Raw genomic sequence first — 16,448 nt, forward strand, 5'->3', positions numbered from 1 at the left:
AAAAGTACGGGTCGTGCGCTGATCGCGCACGACCCGTACTTCTACTTCAGGTCATTTCCCTGCTTAGCTTCATGATTGAAGCTCAGGGATCAGGTGCTTCTGCGGTAGGCCAACAGGCGCAAGGCGTTGAAGACGACCAACAGTGTGGAGCCCTCATGGATCGCAACAGCGGCACCAATGCTCAAGCCCATGATGGTGGACGGAACCAGGATGGCCACAATCCCCAAGCTGACGAACAGATTCTGGTGGATGATCGATCGCGTGTGACGGCTCAGCCCCACCGCAAATGGGAGTTGCCTGATGTCGTCAGCCATAAGCGCGATATCAGCCGTTTCCAGGGCAACATCAGATCCAGCAGCCCCCATTGCGATACCAACGCTCGAACTGGCCATGGCAGGGGCATCATTGACGCCGTCACCCACCATGGCCACCTTGGCGCTAAGGCGCAGGTTTTTGATGGCCTTGACCTTGTCTTCCGGCATCAGGTCTCCCCACGCTTCATCTAAGCCAACTTGTTTGGCTACAGCCTCTGCAACGCGGTTGTGGTCTCCAGAAATCATGACCATGCGTTCGATGCCCATCTCTCTAAGCTTCTGGAGTGCCTCTTTGGCCCCCTCCCGGGGTGTGTCCAATAGCCCGATAGCGCCCAGATCCTTGTCAGCACGCCGTACCACCATGGTGGTACGGCCTGACTGACGTAGACGCTCCGCAGCCTCCAGGGCTGCCTTGCTGAGTGCGGGAATACCATTGGTACCGAACATCTCGACCTTGCCAATCCAGACGAACTGCCCATCAAGCTCAGCACGCACGCCGCGGCCAATCATGTTGCTCATGTTCTTGGCTTGGAATCGGCGCCGTGTGCCAATCATCTCTTCACCGTCACGCACAATTGCCGCAGCCAGCGGATGGTCGCTCATCGACTCCACAGCGATGGCGACGTTTAGCAGATCCTCGATCTGCGTGCCGCCTATGGGTATTACATCGGTGATACGTGGGCGCCCTTCGGTCAGGGTACCGGTCTTGTCGAATGCCATGGCATTCAATGATCCAAGCTCTTCAAGTGGCGCACCGCCCTTGATCAGCACGCCACCTCGGGCTGCCCTGGCGATGCCAGAGAGAATGGCGCTTGGTGTAGCGATCGCGAGCGCGCAGGGGCTGGCTGCAACCAGTACGGCCATCGCCCGGTAGAACGAGTCACGGAACGGCTCGTCAAGGAAAATGCCGGCAAATAGCAGCCCGACTACCAGCAGTAAAACCAACGGGACGAATATGCGTTGGAAGCGGTCCGTGAATCGCTGGGTCGGTGACTTCCTGACTTCGGCTTCACTGACCATCTTGATGACCCGCGCCAAGGTACTCTCCGTAGAGCGCCGTGTTACCTCAACCTCGATGAGCGTTTCGCCATTGATGGTACCGGCGAAGACTTTCGAGGCTGCATCCACTGCATCTGGCTTGCTGCGTGCGAGTTCGGCATCAGGAACAGGTTGCTTGTCCACGGGGACGCTCTCACCGGTTACTGGCGCCTGGTTGATACTTGAGGAGCCTACGACTACAAAACCATCGGCCGGCAGGCGGTCATTGGGGCGCACGATGACAACGTCACCGGGAACCAGCAGCTCCACGGGCATCTCCACCGTGCCATTTGCTCTGCGTACGATCGCGGTGGCTGGTGCGAGCTTGGACAGTGCCTCAATCGCTTTCTTGGCCCGCCCCATCGCGTAGCTTTCAAGGGAATGCCCCAGACTGAACAGGAACAGCAGCAGAGCCCCCTCCGCCCAGGCGCCGATGCTCGCGGCACCGACTGCGGCGAGAAGCATCAGCGAGTCGATCTCGAAGCGTTTCTGACGGATGTTGGTAACCGCTTCCTTAGTGGTGAACCATCCACCGAACACGTAGGCCGACACGTACAGAATCAGAGGCAGACGATCAATCAGGCCAAGTTTTCCTGCGAGAGCTCCGGCACCCAGGAGAGCACCACAGATCAGCGCGAAAATCAGCTCTGTGTTCATTCCAAAAATGCCGCCATGCTCATGGCTATGACCTTCATGCCCGGCTTGGTCATCAGGGCGTTCAAGCAAACTCTTCATAACTCGTCCCTTCTGGGGTCAAGGCTTCCAATTGCCCTCTGCAGTTGGGGAGCCGTCTCTGTTGGTTGGCTAAGATCTATTGCACGGTTTGCCCGAGCCCAGGCGTTAACATTTCGAAGCTATGGGGTATCGGGCGTAATAAAAAATGCCAGGCACTGCCTGGCATTTATGAATTCTCTAATTGTTCTGTTCAAATCGTTTACTACTTGTTGTTGATGCATTGCGAATACATCGAGTAACGAACAGTCTTGAGCGTGCCCTGGGAGTCCTCGAAGGTCATCAACCGTGGATAGACCTGGCAGGTACGGGGGTCCTGCGACTGACGTACGAATTTCGCAACGTCTATCTTCATGCCATATTTGTAATCCTGAATCTCTGGCATTGGCTTGCCATTTTTCTCCGCGTACTTGGCCACTGCGGTCTGGTGTTCCTTGGTGTATTGAAGCTGCTTGCTCTCGGAGAAAGTGTTGGCCTGCGAAGCCACCGAGAAAACAACAAGTGCAGCAGCGATAATTAGCTTTTTCATAAAACCCTCTCAATTTCAAAACTTCTCGGGCGTAACCTTAGCAATGCATAGGCATCACCGGCATGACGAGAAACTTACAATTTTGAAAGGTAAGTGCATCTACTTCACTTTAAACAAAAAAGCCCACAACACGTGTTGTGGGCTTCTCTTTAGCGGAGGCTGTTAGCTAACCACTTCGGCCTCGTCGCCGTCTTCATCCTTGCGGTGTGCCCAGTGATACAGGGCAGGCAGTACCAGCAAGGTCAGTGCGGTGGAGGACAGGATCCCGCCAATCACCACCGTCGCCAATGGCCGCTGAACTTCGGCACCGGTGCCGGTGGCCAAAGCCATCGGGATGAAGCCCAGGGACGCTACCAAGGCTGTCATCAGAACAGGTCGCAGACGGGTCAATGCACCTTCATCGACTGCCTGTCTGAGCGTTCGTCCCTCCTCCCTTAGCCCGCGGATGAAGGCAATCATCACCAGGCCGTTCAGTACTGCAACGCCGGACAGTGCAATGAAGCCGACACCTGCCGAGATCGACAGTGGGATGTCCCGCAGCCACAACGCCACAACACCACCGGTGAGTGCGAATGGAATACCGGTGAAGACCAGCATGCCGTCCTTCAGGTTGTTGAACATCAGGAACAACAAGGTCATGACCAGCAGCAAGGCGACTGGAACAACGATCTGCAGGCGTTTGGCAGCCGACTGCAGCTGCTCGAACTGGCCCCCCCAAGTCGTCCAGTAGCCCGCAGGGATTTGCACCTTCTTGTCCAGCGATGCGGTCGCCTCCTCAACGAAGGACCCCAGATCGCGGCCTCGAACGTTGGCGCTGACGATAACCAGACGTTTGCCGTTCTCGCGGCTGATTTGGTTCGGGCCCAGTTGCAGGTCCAGATTGGCGACCTGGGACAGCGGGATGAAGCCGATCTGATTGGCACCCTGTGCCGCATTGGCAGGTACCGGGATCAGCAAGCTGGACATACCCGCTACGTCGGTGCGAACGGTCTCTGGTAGGCGTACTACCATGTCGAACCGACGGTCGCCCTCATACAGCGTGCCGGCCTGACGGCCACCCACGGCGATAGCGATCGAGTTCTGAACATCCGCGATGTTCAGGCCGTAGCGTGCTGCTTTTTCGCGGTCAATGTTGATGGTCAGCACCGGCAGGCCGGATGTCTGCTCAACTTTCACTTCCGATGAGCCCGGGACCGCTTTGAGCGCTGCCGCGATCTTGTTGGCGGTGTTGTTGAGCACGTCCATGTCATCGCCGAAGACTTTCACAGCGACGTCACTACGCACGCCCGAAATCAGCTCGTTGAAACGCAGTTGGATTGGCTGCGACAACTCGTAGTTGCTTCCTGGAACACCCGCTGCGGCCTTCTGCACTTCAGCAATCAGCTCATCACGAGGCTTCTTCGGGTTAGGCCACTGATCCTGAGGCTTGAGCATGATGTAGGCGTCAGAGGCGTTCGGCGGCATCGGGTCAGATGCAATTTCTGCGGTACCCGAGCGTGCGAACATCCGCTCAACTTCAGGCACCTGCGCAATCACCGCTTTCTCCAGACGCTGCTGCATCTCGACAGATTGAGTGAGGCTCGTTCCAGGCACACGCATGGCCTGCATCGCAAAGTCACCCTCACTGAGGCTTGGGATGAACTCGCTACCCATACGACTTGCCAGCAAACCACTGAGCACGACCAAGGCTACTGCGGCCGAGAAAGCGATGTTCCGATGTCCCAGCACCCATTGCAGAACCGGTTCATAGCGCAGTCGAGCTGTGCGCATGACCACGCCTTCCTCTTCCTTCACCTTGCCAGTGACGAACATGGCAATAGCTGCAGGAACAAAGGTAACGGACAGGACCATTGCACCCAGCAGCGCCATCACAACGGTGAAGGCCATCGGGTGGAACATTTTGCCTTCGACGCCGGTGAGGGCGAAGATCGGCAGGTACACCACCATGATGATCAGCTGACCGAAGATCAGCGGCCGGCGAGCTTCTCGCGCCGCGGCAAAGACCTCGTGGAAGCGTTCGGTTTTGGTGAGCATGCGGCCATGCTTATGTTGCGCATGAGCCAGTCGACGGATCGCGTTTTCTACAATAACCACGGCACCGTCGACGATGATGCCGAAGTCGAGTGCCCCCAAACTCATTAAGTTGGCACTGACCTTGTTGTTGAACATGCCTGTGAAGGTGAACAGCATGGACAGCGGAATCACCATCGCGGTGATCAGAGCCGCACGGATGTTGCCGAGGAACAGGAACAGAATGGCGATAACCAGGATCGCGCCTTCCACCAGGTTCTTCTTCACCGTCGCGATGGCTTTTTCAACCAGGTTGGTACGGTCGTAAACAGTCACAGCCACCACGCCCTTTGGCAGGGTGCGGTTGATGTCCGCCAATTTGGCGGCGACAGCTTGAGATACGGTGCGGCTGTTTTCACCAATCAGCATGAACACGGTACCGAGCACGACTTCGCGGCCGTTCTCAGTAGCAGCACCTGTACGGAGCTCTTTACCGATGCTGACGTCAGCAACGCTGCTGATGCGAATCGGTGCACCATCCACACTGGTGATCACGATGTTGGCGATGTCTTCGATATTGCCTACCTGACCCGGTGCACGGATGAGCAACTGTTCACCATTACGCTCGATGTAGCCGGCACCGACGTTGGCGTTGTTACTTTCCAACGCTGCGACCAGGTCATTGAGTGTCAGCTTGTAGGTAGCCAGGCGCTTTGGATCCGGCGCAACCAGGAACTGCTTGGCATAACCGCCGATGGTATTGATCTCGGCCACACCCGGGACGTTACGCAGCTGAGGCTTGATGATCCAGTCCTGGATCACGCGCAGGTCGGTCGGGGTGTACGGCGTACCGTCCTCTTTGACCGCGCCATCTTCGGCTTCAACAGTCCACAGGAAGATCTCGCCGAGGCCGGTAGATACCGGACCCATGACGGCCTCTACACCTTCTGGCAGCTGTTCCTTCGCAACCTGCAGCCGCTCGTTGATCAACTGGCGGGCAAAGAAGATGTCAGTGCCATCCTTGAAGATCACGGTGACCTGAGACAGGCCAGAGCGAGACAGGGAACGGGTCTGCTGAAGGCCCGGGAGACCGGCCATGGCCGTTTCAACTGGAAACGTGATCCGTTGTTCGGTTTCCAAGGGCGAGTAACCAGGCGCTGCAGTGTTGATCTGCACCTGGACGTTGGTGATATCGGGTACCGCATCGATGGGCAGCTTTTGATAGCTGTAGATACCGATACCCGCCATGATCAGAACGGCGATCATTACTACGATGCGCTGCTCGATGGCGAATCTGATGATACGTTCAAACATGAGAAATCATCCTGTCAGTTCGCATCAGTGACCGTGTTCGGCAGAAGCTTTGCCGAGCTCGGACTTGAGTGTGAAGCTGCCACTGGTTGCTACCTGGGCGCCGGCTTCAATACCGTCGATGATTTCCACGTACCCATTGTCGCGGCGACCCAGTTTTACCGGGCGGGTGTCAAAGCCATCTGGGGTGCGTACGAATACCGAAGGTTTGTCTTCAACGGTCTGCACAGCGTGCTCAGGGACCGCTACGGCAACTCGATCGGTCTGGGAGGTGACCGCAATGTTTACGAACAGGCCTGGACGCCAGGCGCCGTTGGGGTTGGTCAAGGTGACGCGGACAGTAGCTGCACGGTTTTGCTCGCCCAGCAGGCTGCCGACATAACCCACCTTCCCTTCGACCTCGACGTTCATGTCAGGCGAAGAGACTTTCACTGCACGGCCAGTCGTGACCTTGCCCAGATCTGTCGGCGGAACTGCGAAGGTCGCCCAGACCTGATTCAGGTCGGAAAGGATGAAGGCGTTGGTCGCCTCGCTGACGACTTCGCCGACGGTCAGGTGTTTCTCCACTACCACGGCGTCGAAGGGAGCGCGGAGCTCGTAACGATTACCGCCAACGGAGTTAACCGAGGCACCGATTGCGCCGACCTTCTGCTTGGCGTTGGCCAAGGAGATCTCCGCTTCTTGCAGCGCTTGGCGTGCTTGGAGGTAGTCTTGCTCTGCAGAGATCTTGTCCTGCCACAGTTGCTTCTCACGTTCGAAGGTCACACGCGCCAGTTCGACGCGACGCTGTGCGGCCTGTTGTTCGCTGCGCAGGTCAGAGATCTGCTGGCTGGCGATTACCGCGAGGACTTGCCCTTTCTTGACCGTCTCGCCCAGGTTGGCCTGGACAGCCTCAACAACGCCAGGAACACGAGGAACCACGTGGGCAGTACGATCTTCGTCGAAGCGAATTTCGCCAGGGAAGCTCACGACGGTACCGAGGTCACGAGGCGCTGCAGCTTCCAGGGCAACACCAGCGGCCTTGATCTGTTCAGCGCTGAGCGTCAGCTTGCCCTCTTCTTCACCGCCCTCTTCGCTGTGGCCTTCTTCACCATGGCCCTCATCACCTTCCTCTTTGGCGGCAGATGCGGCTTTCTTTTCGTCGCCATGGCCATCGTTAGCGCCATGCTCGGCAGTACTGGCGGCCTGCTGTCCGGAACTGTTGTTCCAGGCAAGGCTGCCAAATCCGAGGGCTGCCACAGCGGCTACCGCGAGGGCGATCTTGCGTTTGTTATCCATTGCTACTCCTGCTGATCGTAGGCACCGGCTTGTTCAAGGCTGTGTGCCGAAGAAAATGTTTGGCCCGTTCAGCGAGTGCCGGCGGTTGAGCCGACTTCGCCATAAACCCTTTCCACCTGCGCACGCGCATTGGTCGCCGCTGCCAACGATTCGAGGTATTGGCCACGAGCGACGATCAAGGTGCGCTGGGCATCCAGCACTTCGATGAAACCGAATTTGCCCATCTCGAAGCCGCGGGTTGCGGTCTCTACGGCTTGTTGGGCTGAAGGCAGAATGGTCTTGTCGTAGGACTCGACCTCCTGCATGGCGGTGGACCATTGGTTCAACGCGGTTTGGGTTTCGGTGCGCAGGCGCAGCTCAACAGCATTGCGCTGGTCCCGGGCCTGATCTGCACGACGAGAAGCGGAAAGAATGTTGCCCTGGTTACGATCGAACAGCGGCAAAGGCATAGACAGGCCCACAGTGTTGACCCGCTCGCGCACAGAGCGGTCGTACTGGCTACCTACACTGACAGTAAGGTTCGGGATACGCTGAGCTTTCTCTGAGCCGAGCGAGGCATCGCTCTTGTCTATCTGCACCACGGCCTGACGCATTTCTGCTGTTTGGTCGAGCTTAGCCAGCAGATCTTCAGTGCGAGGTGGCAAGCCCGGGGAGAGGGTTGGCGATTCGAGTCGATCAAACACGGTGACTGAGCTCCCGGTAATTTGAGCGAGCTGTTGGTAAGCGGTCGCTTTTTCCGTTTCTGCACGTCGAACTTGCAGCTGGGCTTCGGCCAGTTGCACTTGAGCGCGGGTCGCCTCCACTGGGGACGACTTACCTGCGCGAACACGGCCATCGACGATGCGAAGACCGCGCTCAGTCAGTTCGAGAGATTGCTTGGCCAGGTCGAGACCTGTCTGGGCCCGCAACGCGGCGTAAAAGGCTTGGACGACATCTGCACGCAGGCCGTTAACGCGACGGTCTAACTCAAGCTGTGCGGCGGTCTGCCCGTATGTGGCGACGTCAACACGAGCCCCCCGCTTACCGCCCAGCTCAAGGGTCTGGCTGAGAGAGACAGTCGTCTGGCTGGTGTTACGACGGGTGTCTTCCACGTCATACGAGATTGTGGGGTTGGGGATAAGCCCGGCCTGCTTGCGAGCACCATCAGCGATCCCAATTTCTTGCCTGGCCGCGGCCAGGTCTGGGTTGGCATCCATGGCCGTCGAAAGCGCCTGGGGCAAGCTGATGCTTTGGGCAAGGGCTGCAGGCGCCATCAACCCAGAGATGACTGCACAGAGTGCAGCGATCTTCCAGGGCGAGACGGGGGTCTTGGGTAAGACATTGCGGTTATACCGGGGCACTTTGATGGTCCTCGTGCACAAACTTCGATAAAGCTTGGCGAGAACGCCGAAACAGCTGCCAAGCCCCACTTGATTAGGTGATGGCACTCTAATGAGCGGTAGCTATCAGAGGGGTGGCTAGAAAATTACAATTCCGTAAGAATGTCCTGTAATGCCCGAAAATACTGGGAAACCAAACCCGACACGATGATTTCGTTACAAGCAACGGAGATGGCAAACACGCGGTGCGAAGGCCCGAACAACAGGTAGATGACGAAATTGTAATTTTCCTATCACCCCCCCGTTATCTTCGGCCTGCAAATATGAGCTCGCGCTACGCTAGGCGCGCCGCCTGGTCAGAACAATTAACGACACCCGCGCCGGTAAACATAATAAAAACTGCCGTGAATCAAAGGAGCATCGGATGAAAATCAAAGTACCACTGTATTTGGCGGCAGTTTCTGCGCTGTCTGGAAGCTATGCTATTTCGGCACAGGCAGAAGACAAGCCAGAAGGCTTCATTGAAGGCAGCAGCCTTACAGTGCTGAACCGTAACTTCTACTTCAACCGTGATAACCGCGACAGCACTGCCCCCACTTATAACAGTGGCAAGGGCAACACCAACGGCTACTCCGAAGCCTGGGCGCACGCGATCATCAGCAAATTCAACTCTGGGTTTACCCAGGGAACCGTTGGCTTTGGCGTTGATGCCTTCGCCATGATCGGCCTCAAGCTCGACACCGGTGATGGGCGCAACGGCGGCCGTAGCTCCTTCGACGTGCTACCCGTTGATAACAAGGGCGAAGCTCGCGACGAATACACCAAGGTCGGCGGCGCAGCCAAAGTCCGCTTGTTCGATACCATCGTGAAAGTAGGTGATGTTTTCCCATCGACTCCGGTCGTTGCATCCGGCGACTCTCGCCTGCTGCCAGAAAGCTTCCGCGGCGTGACCGTTGAGAACACCAGCATCCAAGGCCTCACCCTGCAGGGTGGTCGTCTGCATGCGATGAGCCAGCCGGTCTCAAGCAACCTGAACGACAACTTCGTGACGTTCTACGGCGGCCCGGTCAACTCGCCATGGATCGGTTACGGTGGCGGTGACTACTCGATCAACGACAACTGGACTGTGAGCGTCTACGCCAGCCAGCTGAAAGACGTCTGGAATCAGTACTACGCCGGCACCAGCGTGGTTTACCCGCTGAGCGACGATCTGGCGCTGATCGGTGGCTTCAACTACTACAAAGCCGTAGATGAAGGTAAGAAGCGCCTGGGTGAATTCGACAACAACATCTGGAGTGCCAAGGTCGGCGTGCGTTACGGTGCCCATACCCTAGCCCTGTCGCACCAGCGCAACAACGGCGACGACGATTTTGACTACCTGCGTCAGTCGGACTCGATTTTCGTCGACAACTCCATCCAGTACAGCGACTTCAACTCGCCGAAAGAGCGTTCCTGGATGCTGCGCTATGACCTGAACTTCACCAGCTACGGCATTCCAGGCCTGACGTTCATGACCCGCTACGCCAGAGGCTCGGGCGCGGATTACTCGAACGCTAACCAGTTCTACATGCGCACTGATGACAACGGCAACCCGCTCGACAATCAGAAGCGTTGGGAGCGTGACGTCGAAGTCAAATACGTTGTCCAAACCGGTCCAGCAAAAGATCTGTCCTTCCGGTTGCGCCAGGCAACCACACGTGCCACTGCATTCGAATCGGATCTGGATGAAACCCGTGTGATCATTGAGTACCCGCTTTCGATTCTGTAATTCGCTAACTGGACCAGTTATTCATTAACTGGTCCTATTAGTAAAACGAGCATTACGAATTCACCTTGAGTGGCTTAAGTGCTCCTTTGGTAAAAGGTGGATATTTGGCGCCCATTGGGCGCCTTTTTTTGCCTAAAATTCAAGTAGGCGTTCGATTGTACGCATCGCATGCCGGTGAAGTTCATGACTACACCAATGACCAGTCTCTTCAATGTGAGCGACCTCGCCGTCATCTGAGCGGAACGAAGCCAGCACAAAGAAGAAAATAACCCAATACTTCATAAGGTCAAATCACCTGCTGGAGAGAGGGCCCGCAACTGTCAAACCCAAACCGCGACAAGATATACCGCCAGACTATCAACTGTATTACCTAGAAATTACAAATCCGTCATTTGAGCCCCGGCACGCTCATTTTGATTTACCATCCCTTTCAATAATGCCGGCGCGCGTGCGCGGTTAATTGCTCAGTGATATCGAGACAAAATCCCATGCGAATTCTGGTAATTGAGGATGAAGTAAAAACTGCGGAGTATGTGCGTCAAGGTCTGACGGAATGTGGCTATGTCGTAGATTGCGTCCACACCGGGTCAGATGGATTATTCTTGGCTAAGCAGCACGAATATGAGCTGATTATCCTGGATATAAATCTGCCAGAGATGGACGGTTGGCAGGTCCTTGAGTTGTTGCGTCGTAAAAACTGCCCTTCCCGTATCATGATGCTGACGGCGAGAAGCCGGCTGGCGGATAAGGTCCGGGGGCTGGAGAACGGAGCAGATGACTACCTGATCAAGCCATTTGAGTTCCCTGAGCTGCTGGCCCGGGTTCGCGCCTTGATGCGCAGGTCAGATCACCCTGCATCCGTAGAGGTCATTCGCGTCGCTGACCTGGAGCTTGATCAGAGCCGGCACAGGGCATTCAGGGACGGTCAGCGCATTGACCTGACCACGAAAGAATTCGCGTTACTGCATTACCTGATGCGTAATACCGGTGTGGTGCTGAGCCGCACCCAAATTATTTCGCAGGTTTGGGATATGAATTTTGACTGCGACACAAACGTTGTAGAGGTGTCGATTCGAAGACTCAGAGCCAAGATAGATGACCCTTTCGAGACCAAACTGATACATACGCTTCGGGGCGTAGGGTATGTGCTTGAAAAACGATAGTTGCCAAGCTCTCTAGTACCGAAAATCCGCTACATGCTCCCGTCGCTTGCGAACTTGAGGTTTCTGTTTACGATCCGCGGCGCTGATTCCTCACTCAACAAATGAGGTAGGCTGTACATGAGGTATAGCATTGATTATCAGCAGGTTTCGCAAGGACAATCCGATGCCAGCATTGATGCCTGTCCAGCTGACATTGTCTTCAACAGCGACCATGGCCTAGCTCTTATCCCGTGCGTTGGCGATGTTATCAACCTCCCCTCTACGGCGGTCAAAGAAGGGGTTTGCGGCATCGTTAGATCAAGGATTTTCAATTATCTCAGAGGTCCTGAAGAGCTGTACTGTCACGTCAATATTCTCGTTGAGGAGGCGGACATCAATTTCGAAAGTCTCATCTCGGAATACATGCGCAATCAGTCACGTGCTCGCTCGCCTTCTTCATAAAGTCGAAGGCGGGCCAGTCCATTAATGGTTGTGTATGGGTGAGGGTTCAGCAGAGCGAGCGCCTACTGAGCACCAGAGATGAATAGTCACAGCCTAGTGGTTTAACGCGGTACTGCTGGTGTACGCAGGGCCGGACTCATTGTTTTTTGAATGGCGCATTGCAGCACATAGAAATATAAAACCCCGGAAGCAAATACGATTGCGGACAGATAAGCAAACTCAGAGTCTAAAACCCCGGAAACCATATACAATTTAATCGTGATAGAACCCATAATAATTCCGGTACAGTACATGACGCCTGTGAACTGATTGCCCAAAAAACTCAGTATGCCGCTGAAGGCATTGTTCGCACTCAACAGCATTGCTTTCAGTATCGTCCAGCCGAGAACTGGCAGAAAAGCCTTGATCATGAAGGCGAATAACATCGACGATGCAAACAGTTTTATCGGGGTTTCTGCCCACGGCTTGATGGTGCCGTCTACTTCAACGCCGGTATACAAGATGATATTCAGAATAATCGCCATAAGGGTGCATATGCCGAGGCGTATCATTTCCCGCTTAAGCGGGGCCATCATTATCACTGCGTGAATCTTGTTTCCAAAGTATCGTTTTAGTCCTTGGATCGACATTTTTCTTCCTATGCTCTCGGGTATGACGCTGTTGTAGCGTTGTATGACGGTCATGCTTTTACCCGAAGAGAGGTGACGCTTCAACGGTCCTGAATTGCGCAGGGGATCTCATGTCCTTCCCCTGGCTGGGTAGCTTGCTGAGAAATTCTCATCTACCTGCGTGGCAACGATGCGGCCACCCCGCCGCCGTCAGAGCTCTGGAGGACTGGCTGCTGTCAGCAACTCATCGAGTGACGGAACCTGAATCGCCCCTGGTTTCGTAGACACCTCCAAGCCTCATAATGAGGCCCAAATAGGAGGTGCCATGAGTCGTCAGCGTTACCCCGAAGAATTCAAGATCGAAGCGGTCAAGCAAGTGACCGAGAAAGGCAAACCTGTCGCCGATGTCGCCCAGCGCCTGGGCATGTCCGTGCACAGTCTTTACGCCTGGATCAAGGTCTACAGCAAGCCCCAAGAGCAGCGTCAGCAAGACGACGATCAGCAGGCCGAACTGCGCAAGCTACGCGCTGAACTCAAGCGCGTGACGGAAGAGCGAGACATCTTAAAAAAGGCCGCCGCGTACTTTGCCAAGGAGTGCGGCTGAAGTACGCCTTCATCAAGAAGCACTCGACTGATTACCCGGTGCGGCGCCTTTGCCAAACCCTCAAGGTGCACCCCAGCGGCTATTACGCCTGGCTGGCCGAGCCTCAATCTGCCCGAGCAAAAGAAGATCAACGTCTGCTTGGCTTGATCAAACACGCTTGGCTGGAAAGCGGAGGTGTATACGGCTACCGCAAAATTCACGATGACCTGCGTGAGCTGGGAGAGGAATGCGGCCGAAATCGAGTCAGGCGCTTGATGCAGGCGGAGGGACTGCGTTCTCAAACGGGCTATCGGCGGCGTCCAGGGTTCTATGGTGGAAAACCAACAGTGGCCTCGCCCAACCACCTCGCGCGGCAGTTCAAGGTAAGTGAGCCGAACAAGGTCTGGGTGACAGATATCACTTACATCCGCACCTATGAAGGGTGGCTCTACCTCGCGGTAGTGCTGGATCTGTTCTCACGCCAAGTAATTGGTTGGTCAATGAAGCCAAGGATGTGCAGCGACCTGGCTATCGACGCGATGTTGATGGCTGTTTGGCGACGCAAGCCTCAGCAGCAAGTTATGATTCACTCAGATCAAGGCAGTCAGTTCAGTAGCTCGGATTGGAAAAGCTTTTTGAAGGCCAACAATGTAATCAGCAGCATGAGCCGGCGGGGAAACTGCCACGACAATGCCGTAGCCGAGAGCTTTTTCCAGCTTTTGAAGCGAGAGCGAATCCGACGAAAGATCTACACAACCCGTGAAGAAGCCCGAAGTGATATTTTCGATTACATCGAGATGTTCTATAACCCTAAACGCCGACACAGCAGTGCTATGCAGCTGTCTCCAGTAGAGTATGAGAAACGCTATTTCCTGAGCTTGGAGAGTGTCTAGAAAACCAGGGGCGATTCACCGTGAGGCCGGCCATCGTCATGCATCAGATCTTGATTGACACGCGTGCCGCTTTGGATAGCCTTGCAATTGAGGGCTGCAACTGCGCATTTGTCGGGCCTGGGTACCAGCATGAGCCCCCCGCAATTTTGGCAGCAGAGGAAGCTGGTTCCTCTGAAGTAGTGACGGCGGGCATTGCCAGTCGGATTCTGAACCCAAGGTCGCCAGACTAGGAGCTAAAGGATCGCTGCGACTACTCCTCATCCCTTACCGAAAAGTCACGCGTCGGTCGTAAACGGCCCTTTCCAGGCCAATCAACTTTTGTGATTGGTGAGTAGGGATTTCTCGGCTTTTCTGTGAAAAGCACCCCTTCATTTCACAAAAAAAATGGCGAAGATTCCAATTTCACGGGGTCTGGCCTATCACCTATTTTGTGAACCTACAGCAGCCGTTCAAGAACTAAGGCCCGCTCAAGCGGGCCTTTTTTTTACTTCGGGGCGCCATGTTCCACGTGAAACAAGAAAGCCCGCTGACGCGGGCTTTCTTGTGGCTGTCGGAATCAGTAACCGGAGAGCACGTTGACGACCACGCCAGTGGCAATTGCCACCAGCACATAGTCACCGTTCACGTACAACCAGCGATGATCATGTGGTGGTGCGTACAGATGGCGCGCGCGCCAGTCGGTTACCCAGTAGCGGTCGGCGCGGTAACGCGGTTCCACCACATAGCCTCGATGCCACTGCTGATGTGGCATCGGCATGCCCGCTTCAGGGCGGAAGTTCGGGTTGTGGTAGGCCGGGTAGCGCTCGCCGTCATGGCGGTCATGTCGCTCGGGTTTACCGTGTGACGGGTAGCCCTGATGGGATGGGCCGTCGTCGTAGCGGTCCGGGCCCGGTTGAGCGAAGCTGGCCAAGGGTGTGCTGAGCACAAGCGCGGCGCAGAGTACGGTTAGGGCTTTCTTCATTTGCGGATCCTCTGCCTGTTAACGCCCGGCAGGTAATACGTCTGCCTGGTGCGGTTAACTGATCAGACCACAAACTTTTCCCCACAATGTAAGGGCAGAGGTAAAGGTCAGGTAAAGGTCAGCGGACTACAAACCCAGCGCTTTCAAGCGGCGATACAAGGTGCGCTCACTCAGGCCAAGATGGCGGGCCAGCTCGCTGCGTGATCCTTGGAATTGCTCCAGCGCCTGCGCCAGATCACCTAGGTCGTTTCGTCCTCTGCTCATGCCGAGTGCCTGTTGTGGCCCAACCTCTTCCGGCAGATGCTCAGGCCGGATCAGCCCGTCATCGGCAAACAGCCGAGCCCTTTCCAGGATGTTGCGCAACTCGCGAATGTTCCCGGGGAACGCATGCAGCGTCAGTTGCTTCAGCGCTTCCTCGGTCAGACTGGGCGTCGGCTTGCCAGCCATGCGCTGAAGCAGGCTCTCGGCCAGCAATGGCAGATCCGCCACGCGCTCGCGCAAAGCCGGCAGACGGATCGGGAAGCCACTGATGCGGTAATACAGATCTTCTCGGAACGTCCCTTCTGCCACCATTTTCTTCAGTGGTTTATGGGTCGCCGAAACCAGGCGGAAATCCGAATGCACGGTGCGCAGGCTGCCAACCGGGCGGAAGCTCCCGGACTCGATCAGGCGCAGCAGCTTGACTTGCATCGCCAACGGCACTTCGCCGATTTCGTCGAGGAACAGCGTGCCGCCATGGGCAGCCTCGGCCAAGCCGATCTTGCGTTGGTTGGCGCCGGTGAAAGCACCTTTCTCGTAGCCGAACAGCTCGCTCTCGAACAGCGACTCGGTCAGGCCGGTGCAGTCGACGACGACCAGCGGGCCATTGGCCCGTGGGCTACCCATGTGAATAGCGCGGGCGAACAGTTCTTTGCCAGTACCCGATTCGCCCTGGAGTAGTACAGGAATTTGCGCGGGTGCCGCACGCTGCAGGCTGGCCAACGCGGTCTTGAAAGCAGGCGCTCGCCCGACCAGCCCTTGTTCTTGAGGTTGCGCGGAAGCCAGAGTAATGCTGGTAAGCCGCTCTACGAAGGCCACCACCCTGCCCTGCTCATCCAGGATCGGCCGCAGTTCGACATCCACATGCTCAGGGCCACGCGGCGTGTGATGAATATGCAGCACACGCTCCGGCACTTTGCTGTCCCACGCCTTGCGCATCGGGCACTGCTCACCTGCCTGATCGCAGGGGACGGCGTAGTGATGTGACACTCGATGGCATTTCTCACCCAGAGGGGCCTGTTCGTCTCGACCGAACTGCCGGCGATATGCCGCATTGGCCGCGAGGATGTTGTAGTCGGTGTCCAGCACGATGGTAGGCAGGGCATCGTGCTCAAGGTAGGAAACCAGAGCTAGGATGAGTGAATGAGATTCAGGCATGACGACACCGTTTGGATAACCTGGCGCAGGGTAACAAGGACTGCCAAACACTGCCATTGGCTGACAGTCGACTGCCAAATCTAC

The 16,448-nt window shown here is 56.1% G+C and carries 12 protein-coding genes; 4 read left to right on the top strand and 8 right to left on the bottom strand.

What is annotated here, in order from left to right:
* Window positions 1-89: 89 nt before the first annotated feature.
* The 5 genes from ACOKS3_RS00220 to ACOKS3_RS00240 all read right to left on the bottom strand — a co-directional run bounded on the left by ACOKS3_RS00220 (window position 90) and on the right by ACOKS3_RS00240 (window position 8,552).
* Entirely contained in the window at window positions 90-2,087 is a 1,998-nt protein-coding gene (locus tag ACOKS3_RS00220) for a heavy metal translocating P-type ATPase (protein WP_010951452.1), read from the bottom strand.
* A gap of 202 nt (window positions 2,088-2,289) precedes the next feature.
* Window positions 2,290-2,613: a DUF2790 domain-containing protein gene (locus ACOKS3_RS00225; RefSeq protein ID WP_003253432.1), complete on the bottom strand. Its 324-nt coding sequence runs from the start codon at window positions 2,611-2,613 to the stop codon at window positions 2,290-2,292.
* A 162-nt stretch (window positions 2,614-2,775) separates the two neighbouring features.
* Complete coding sequence (locus ACOKS3_RS00230; protein ID WP_010951454.1) at window positions 2,776-5,937, bottom strand: CusA/CzcA family heavy metal efflux RND transporter; 3,162 nt, start codon at window positions 5,935-5,937, stop codon at window positions 2,776-2,778.
* A gap of 24 nt (window positions 5,938-5,961) precedes the next feature.
* Window positions 5,962-7,212 carry an efflux RND transporter periplasmic adaptor subunit gene (locus ACOKS3_RS00235; RefSeq protein WP_010951455.1) on the bottom strand — a complete coding sequence of 417 codons (1,251 nt, stop codon included), beginning with the start codon at window positions 7,210-7,212 and terminating at the stop codon, window positions 5,962-5,964.
* 68 nt (window positions 7,213-7,280) lie between these two features.
* On the bottom strand, window positions 7,281-8,552 hold the full coding sequence (locus tag ACOKS3_RS00240; protein ID WP_010951456.1) for a TolC family protein: 1,272 nt from the start codon (window positions 8,550-8,552) through the stop codon (window positions 7,281-7,283).
* Between the two features lie 403 nt (window positions 8,553-8,955).
* Here ACOKS3_RS00240 and ACOKS3_RS00245 point away from each other — a divergent pair, with 403 nt between their 5' ends.
* From ACOKS3_RS00245 to ACOKS3_RS00255, 3 genes are all read left to right on the top strand, one after another.
* Window positions 8,956-10,299 (top strand): OprD family porin, encoded by a 1,344-nt coding sequence (locus tag ACOKS3_RS00245; protein WP_003253422.1) that lies wholly within the window; start codon window positions 8,956-8,958, stop codon window positions 10,297-10,299.
* 488 nt (window positions 10,300-10,787) lie between these two features.
* Window positions 10,788-11,462: a heavy metal response regulator transcription factor gene (locus tag ACOKS3_RS00250; RefSeq protein ID WP_003253420.1), complete on the top strand. Its 675-nt coding sequence runs from the start codon at window positions 10,788-10,790 to the stop codon at window positions 11,460-11,462.
* A 117-nt stretch (window positions 11,463-11,579) separates the two neighbouring features.
* Window positions 11,580-11,903: a hypothetical protein gene (locus ACOKS3_RS00255; protein ID WP_010951457.1), complete on the top strand. Its 324-nt coding sequence runs from the start codon at window positions 11,580-11,582 to the stop codon at window positions 11,901-11,903.
* 101 nt (window positions 11,904-12,004) lie between these two features.
* On the opposite strand, the gene ACOKS3_RS00260 is transcribed toward ACOKS3_RS00255, so the two are convergent.
* Window positions 12,005-12,532, bottom strand: coding sequence for a hypothetical protein (locus ACOKS3_RS00260; protein WP_012269855.1), 528 nt, complete (start codon window positions 12,530-12,532; stop codon window positions 12,005-12,007).
* Window positions 12,533-12,836: 304 nt separating this feature from the next.
* Between ACOKS3_RS00260 and ACOKS3_RS00265 the strand changes: the two genes are divergently transcribed.
* Window positions 12,837-13,987, top strand: a protein-coding gene (locus ACOKS3_RS00265; protein ID WP_087535084.1) for an IS3 family transposase whose coding sequence is annotated in 2 segments (ribosomal slippage) — window positions 12,837-13,071 and window positions 13,071-13,987 — 1,152 coding nt in all. Because the reading frame shifts where the segments join, the coding sequence is not laid out codon by codon here.
* Between the two features lie 556 nt (window positions 13,988-14,543).
* Here the strand turns inward: ACOKS3_RS00265 and ACOKS3_RS00270 are convergent.
* Both ACOKS3_RS00270 and ACOKS3_RS00275 read right to left on the bottom strand, forming a co-directional pair.
* Window positions 14,544-14,948 carry an RcnB family protein gene (locus ACOKS3_RS00270; RefSeq protein ID WP_103448386.1) on the bottom strand — a complete coding sequence of 135 codons (405 nt, stop codon included), beginning with the start codon at window positions 14,946-14,948 and terminating at the stop codon, window positions 14,544-14,546.
* 126 nt (window positions 14,949-15,074) lie between these two features.
* Window positions 15,075-16,364: a sigma-54 interaction domain-containing protein gene (locus tag ACOKS3_RS00275; RefSeq protein WP_422764333.1), complete on the bottom strand. Its 1,290-nt coding sequence runs from the start codon at window positions 16,362-16,364 to the stop codon at window positions 15,075-15,077.
* Window positions 16,365-16,448: the final 84 nt, after the last annotated feature.

Origin of the sequence: Pseudomonas sp. HS6-2 (assembly GCF_049325675.2) — a bacterium.
Classification (GTDB): Bacteria; Pseudomonadota; Gammaproteobacteria; order Pseudomonadales; family Pseudomonadaceae; genus Aquipseudomonas; species Aquipseudomonas putida_N.

Bases quoted from the DNA above. Each gene is read 5' to 3' on its own strand.
- ACOKS3_RS00220 (WP_010951452.1), bottom strand. From the start codon at position 2,087: ATGAAGAGTTTGCTTGAACGCCCTGATGACCAAGCCGGGCATGAAGGT.
- ACOKS3_RS00245 (WP_003253422.1), top strand. From the start codon at position 8,956: ATGAAAATCAAAGTACCACTGTATTTGGCGGCAGTTTCTGCGCTGTCT.
- ACOKS3_RS00275 (WP_422764333.1), bottom strand. From the start codon at position 16,364: ATGCCTGAATCTCATTCACTCATCCTAGCTCTGGTTTCCTACCTTGAG.
- ACOKS3_RS00230 (WP_010951454.1), bottom strand. From the start codon at position 5,937: ATGTTTGAACGTATCATCAGATTCGCCATCGAGCAGCGCATCGTAGTA.
- ACOKS3_RS00235 (WP_010951455.1), bottom strand. From the start codon at position 7,212: ATGGATAACAAACGCAAGATCGCCCTCGCGGTAGCCGCTGTGGCAGCC.
- ACOKS3_RS00250 (WP_003253420.1), top strand. From the start codon at position 10,788: ATGCGAATTCTGGTAATTGAGGATGAAGTAAAAACTGCGGAGTATGTG.
- ACOKS3_RS00255 (WP_010951457.1), top strand. From the start codon at position 11,580: ATGAGGTATAGCATTGATTATCAGCAGGTTTCGCAAGGACAATCCGAT.
- ACOKS3_RS00270 (WP_103448386.1), bottom strand. From the start codon at position 14,948: ATGAAGAAAGCCCTAACCGTACTCTGCGCCGCGCTTGTGCTCAGCACA.
- ACOKS3_RS00260 (WP_012269855.1), bottom strand. From the start codon at position 12,532: ATGTCGATCCAAGGACTAAAACGATACTTTGGAAACAAGATTCACGCA.
- ACOKS3_RS00225 (WP_003253432.1), bottom strand. From the start codon at position 2,613: ATGAAAAAGCTAATTATCGCTGCTGCACTTGTTGTTTTCTCGGTGGCT.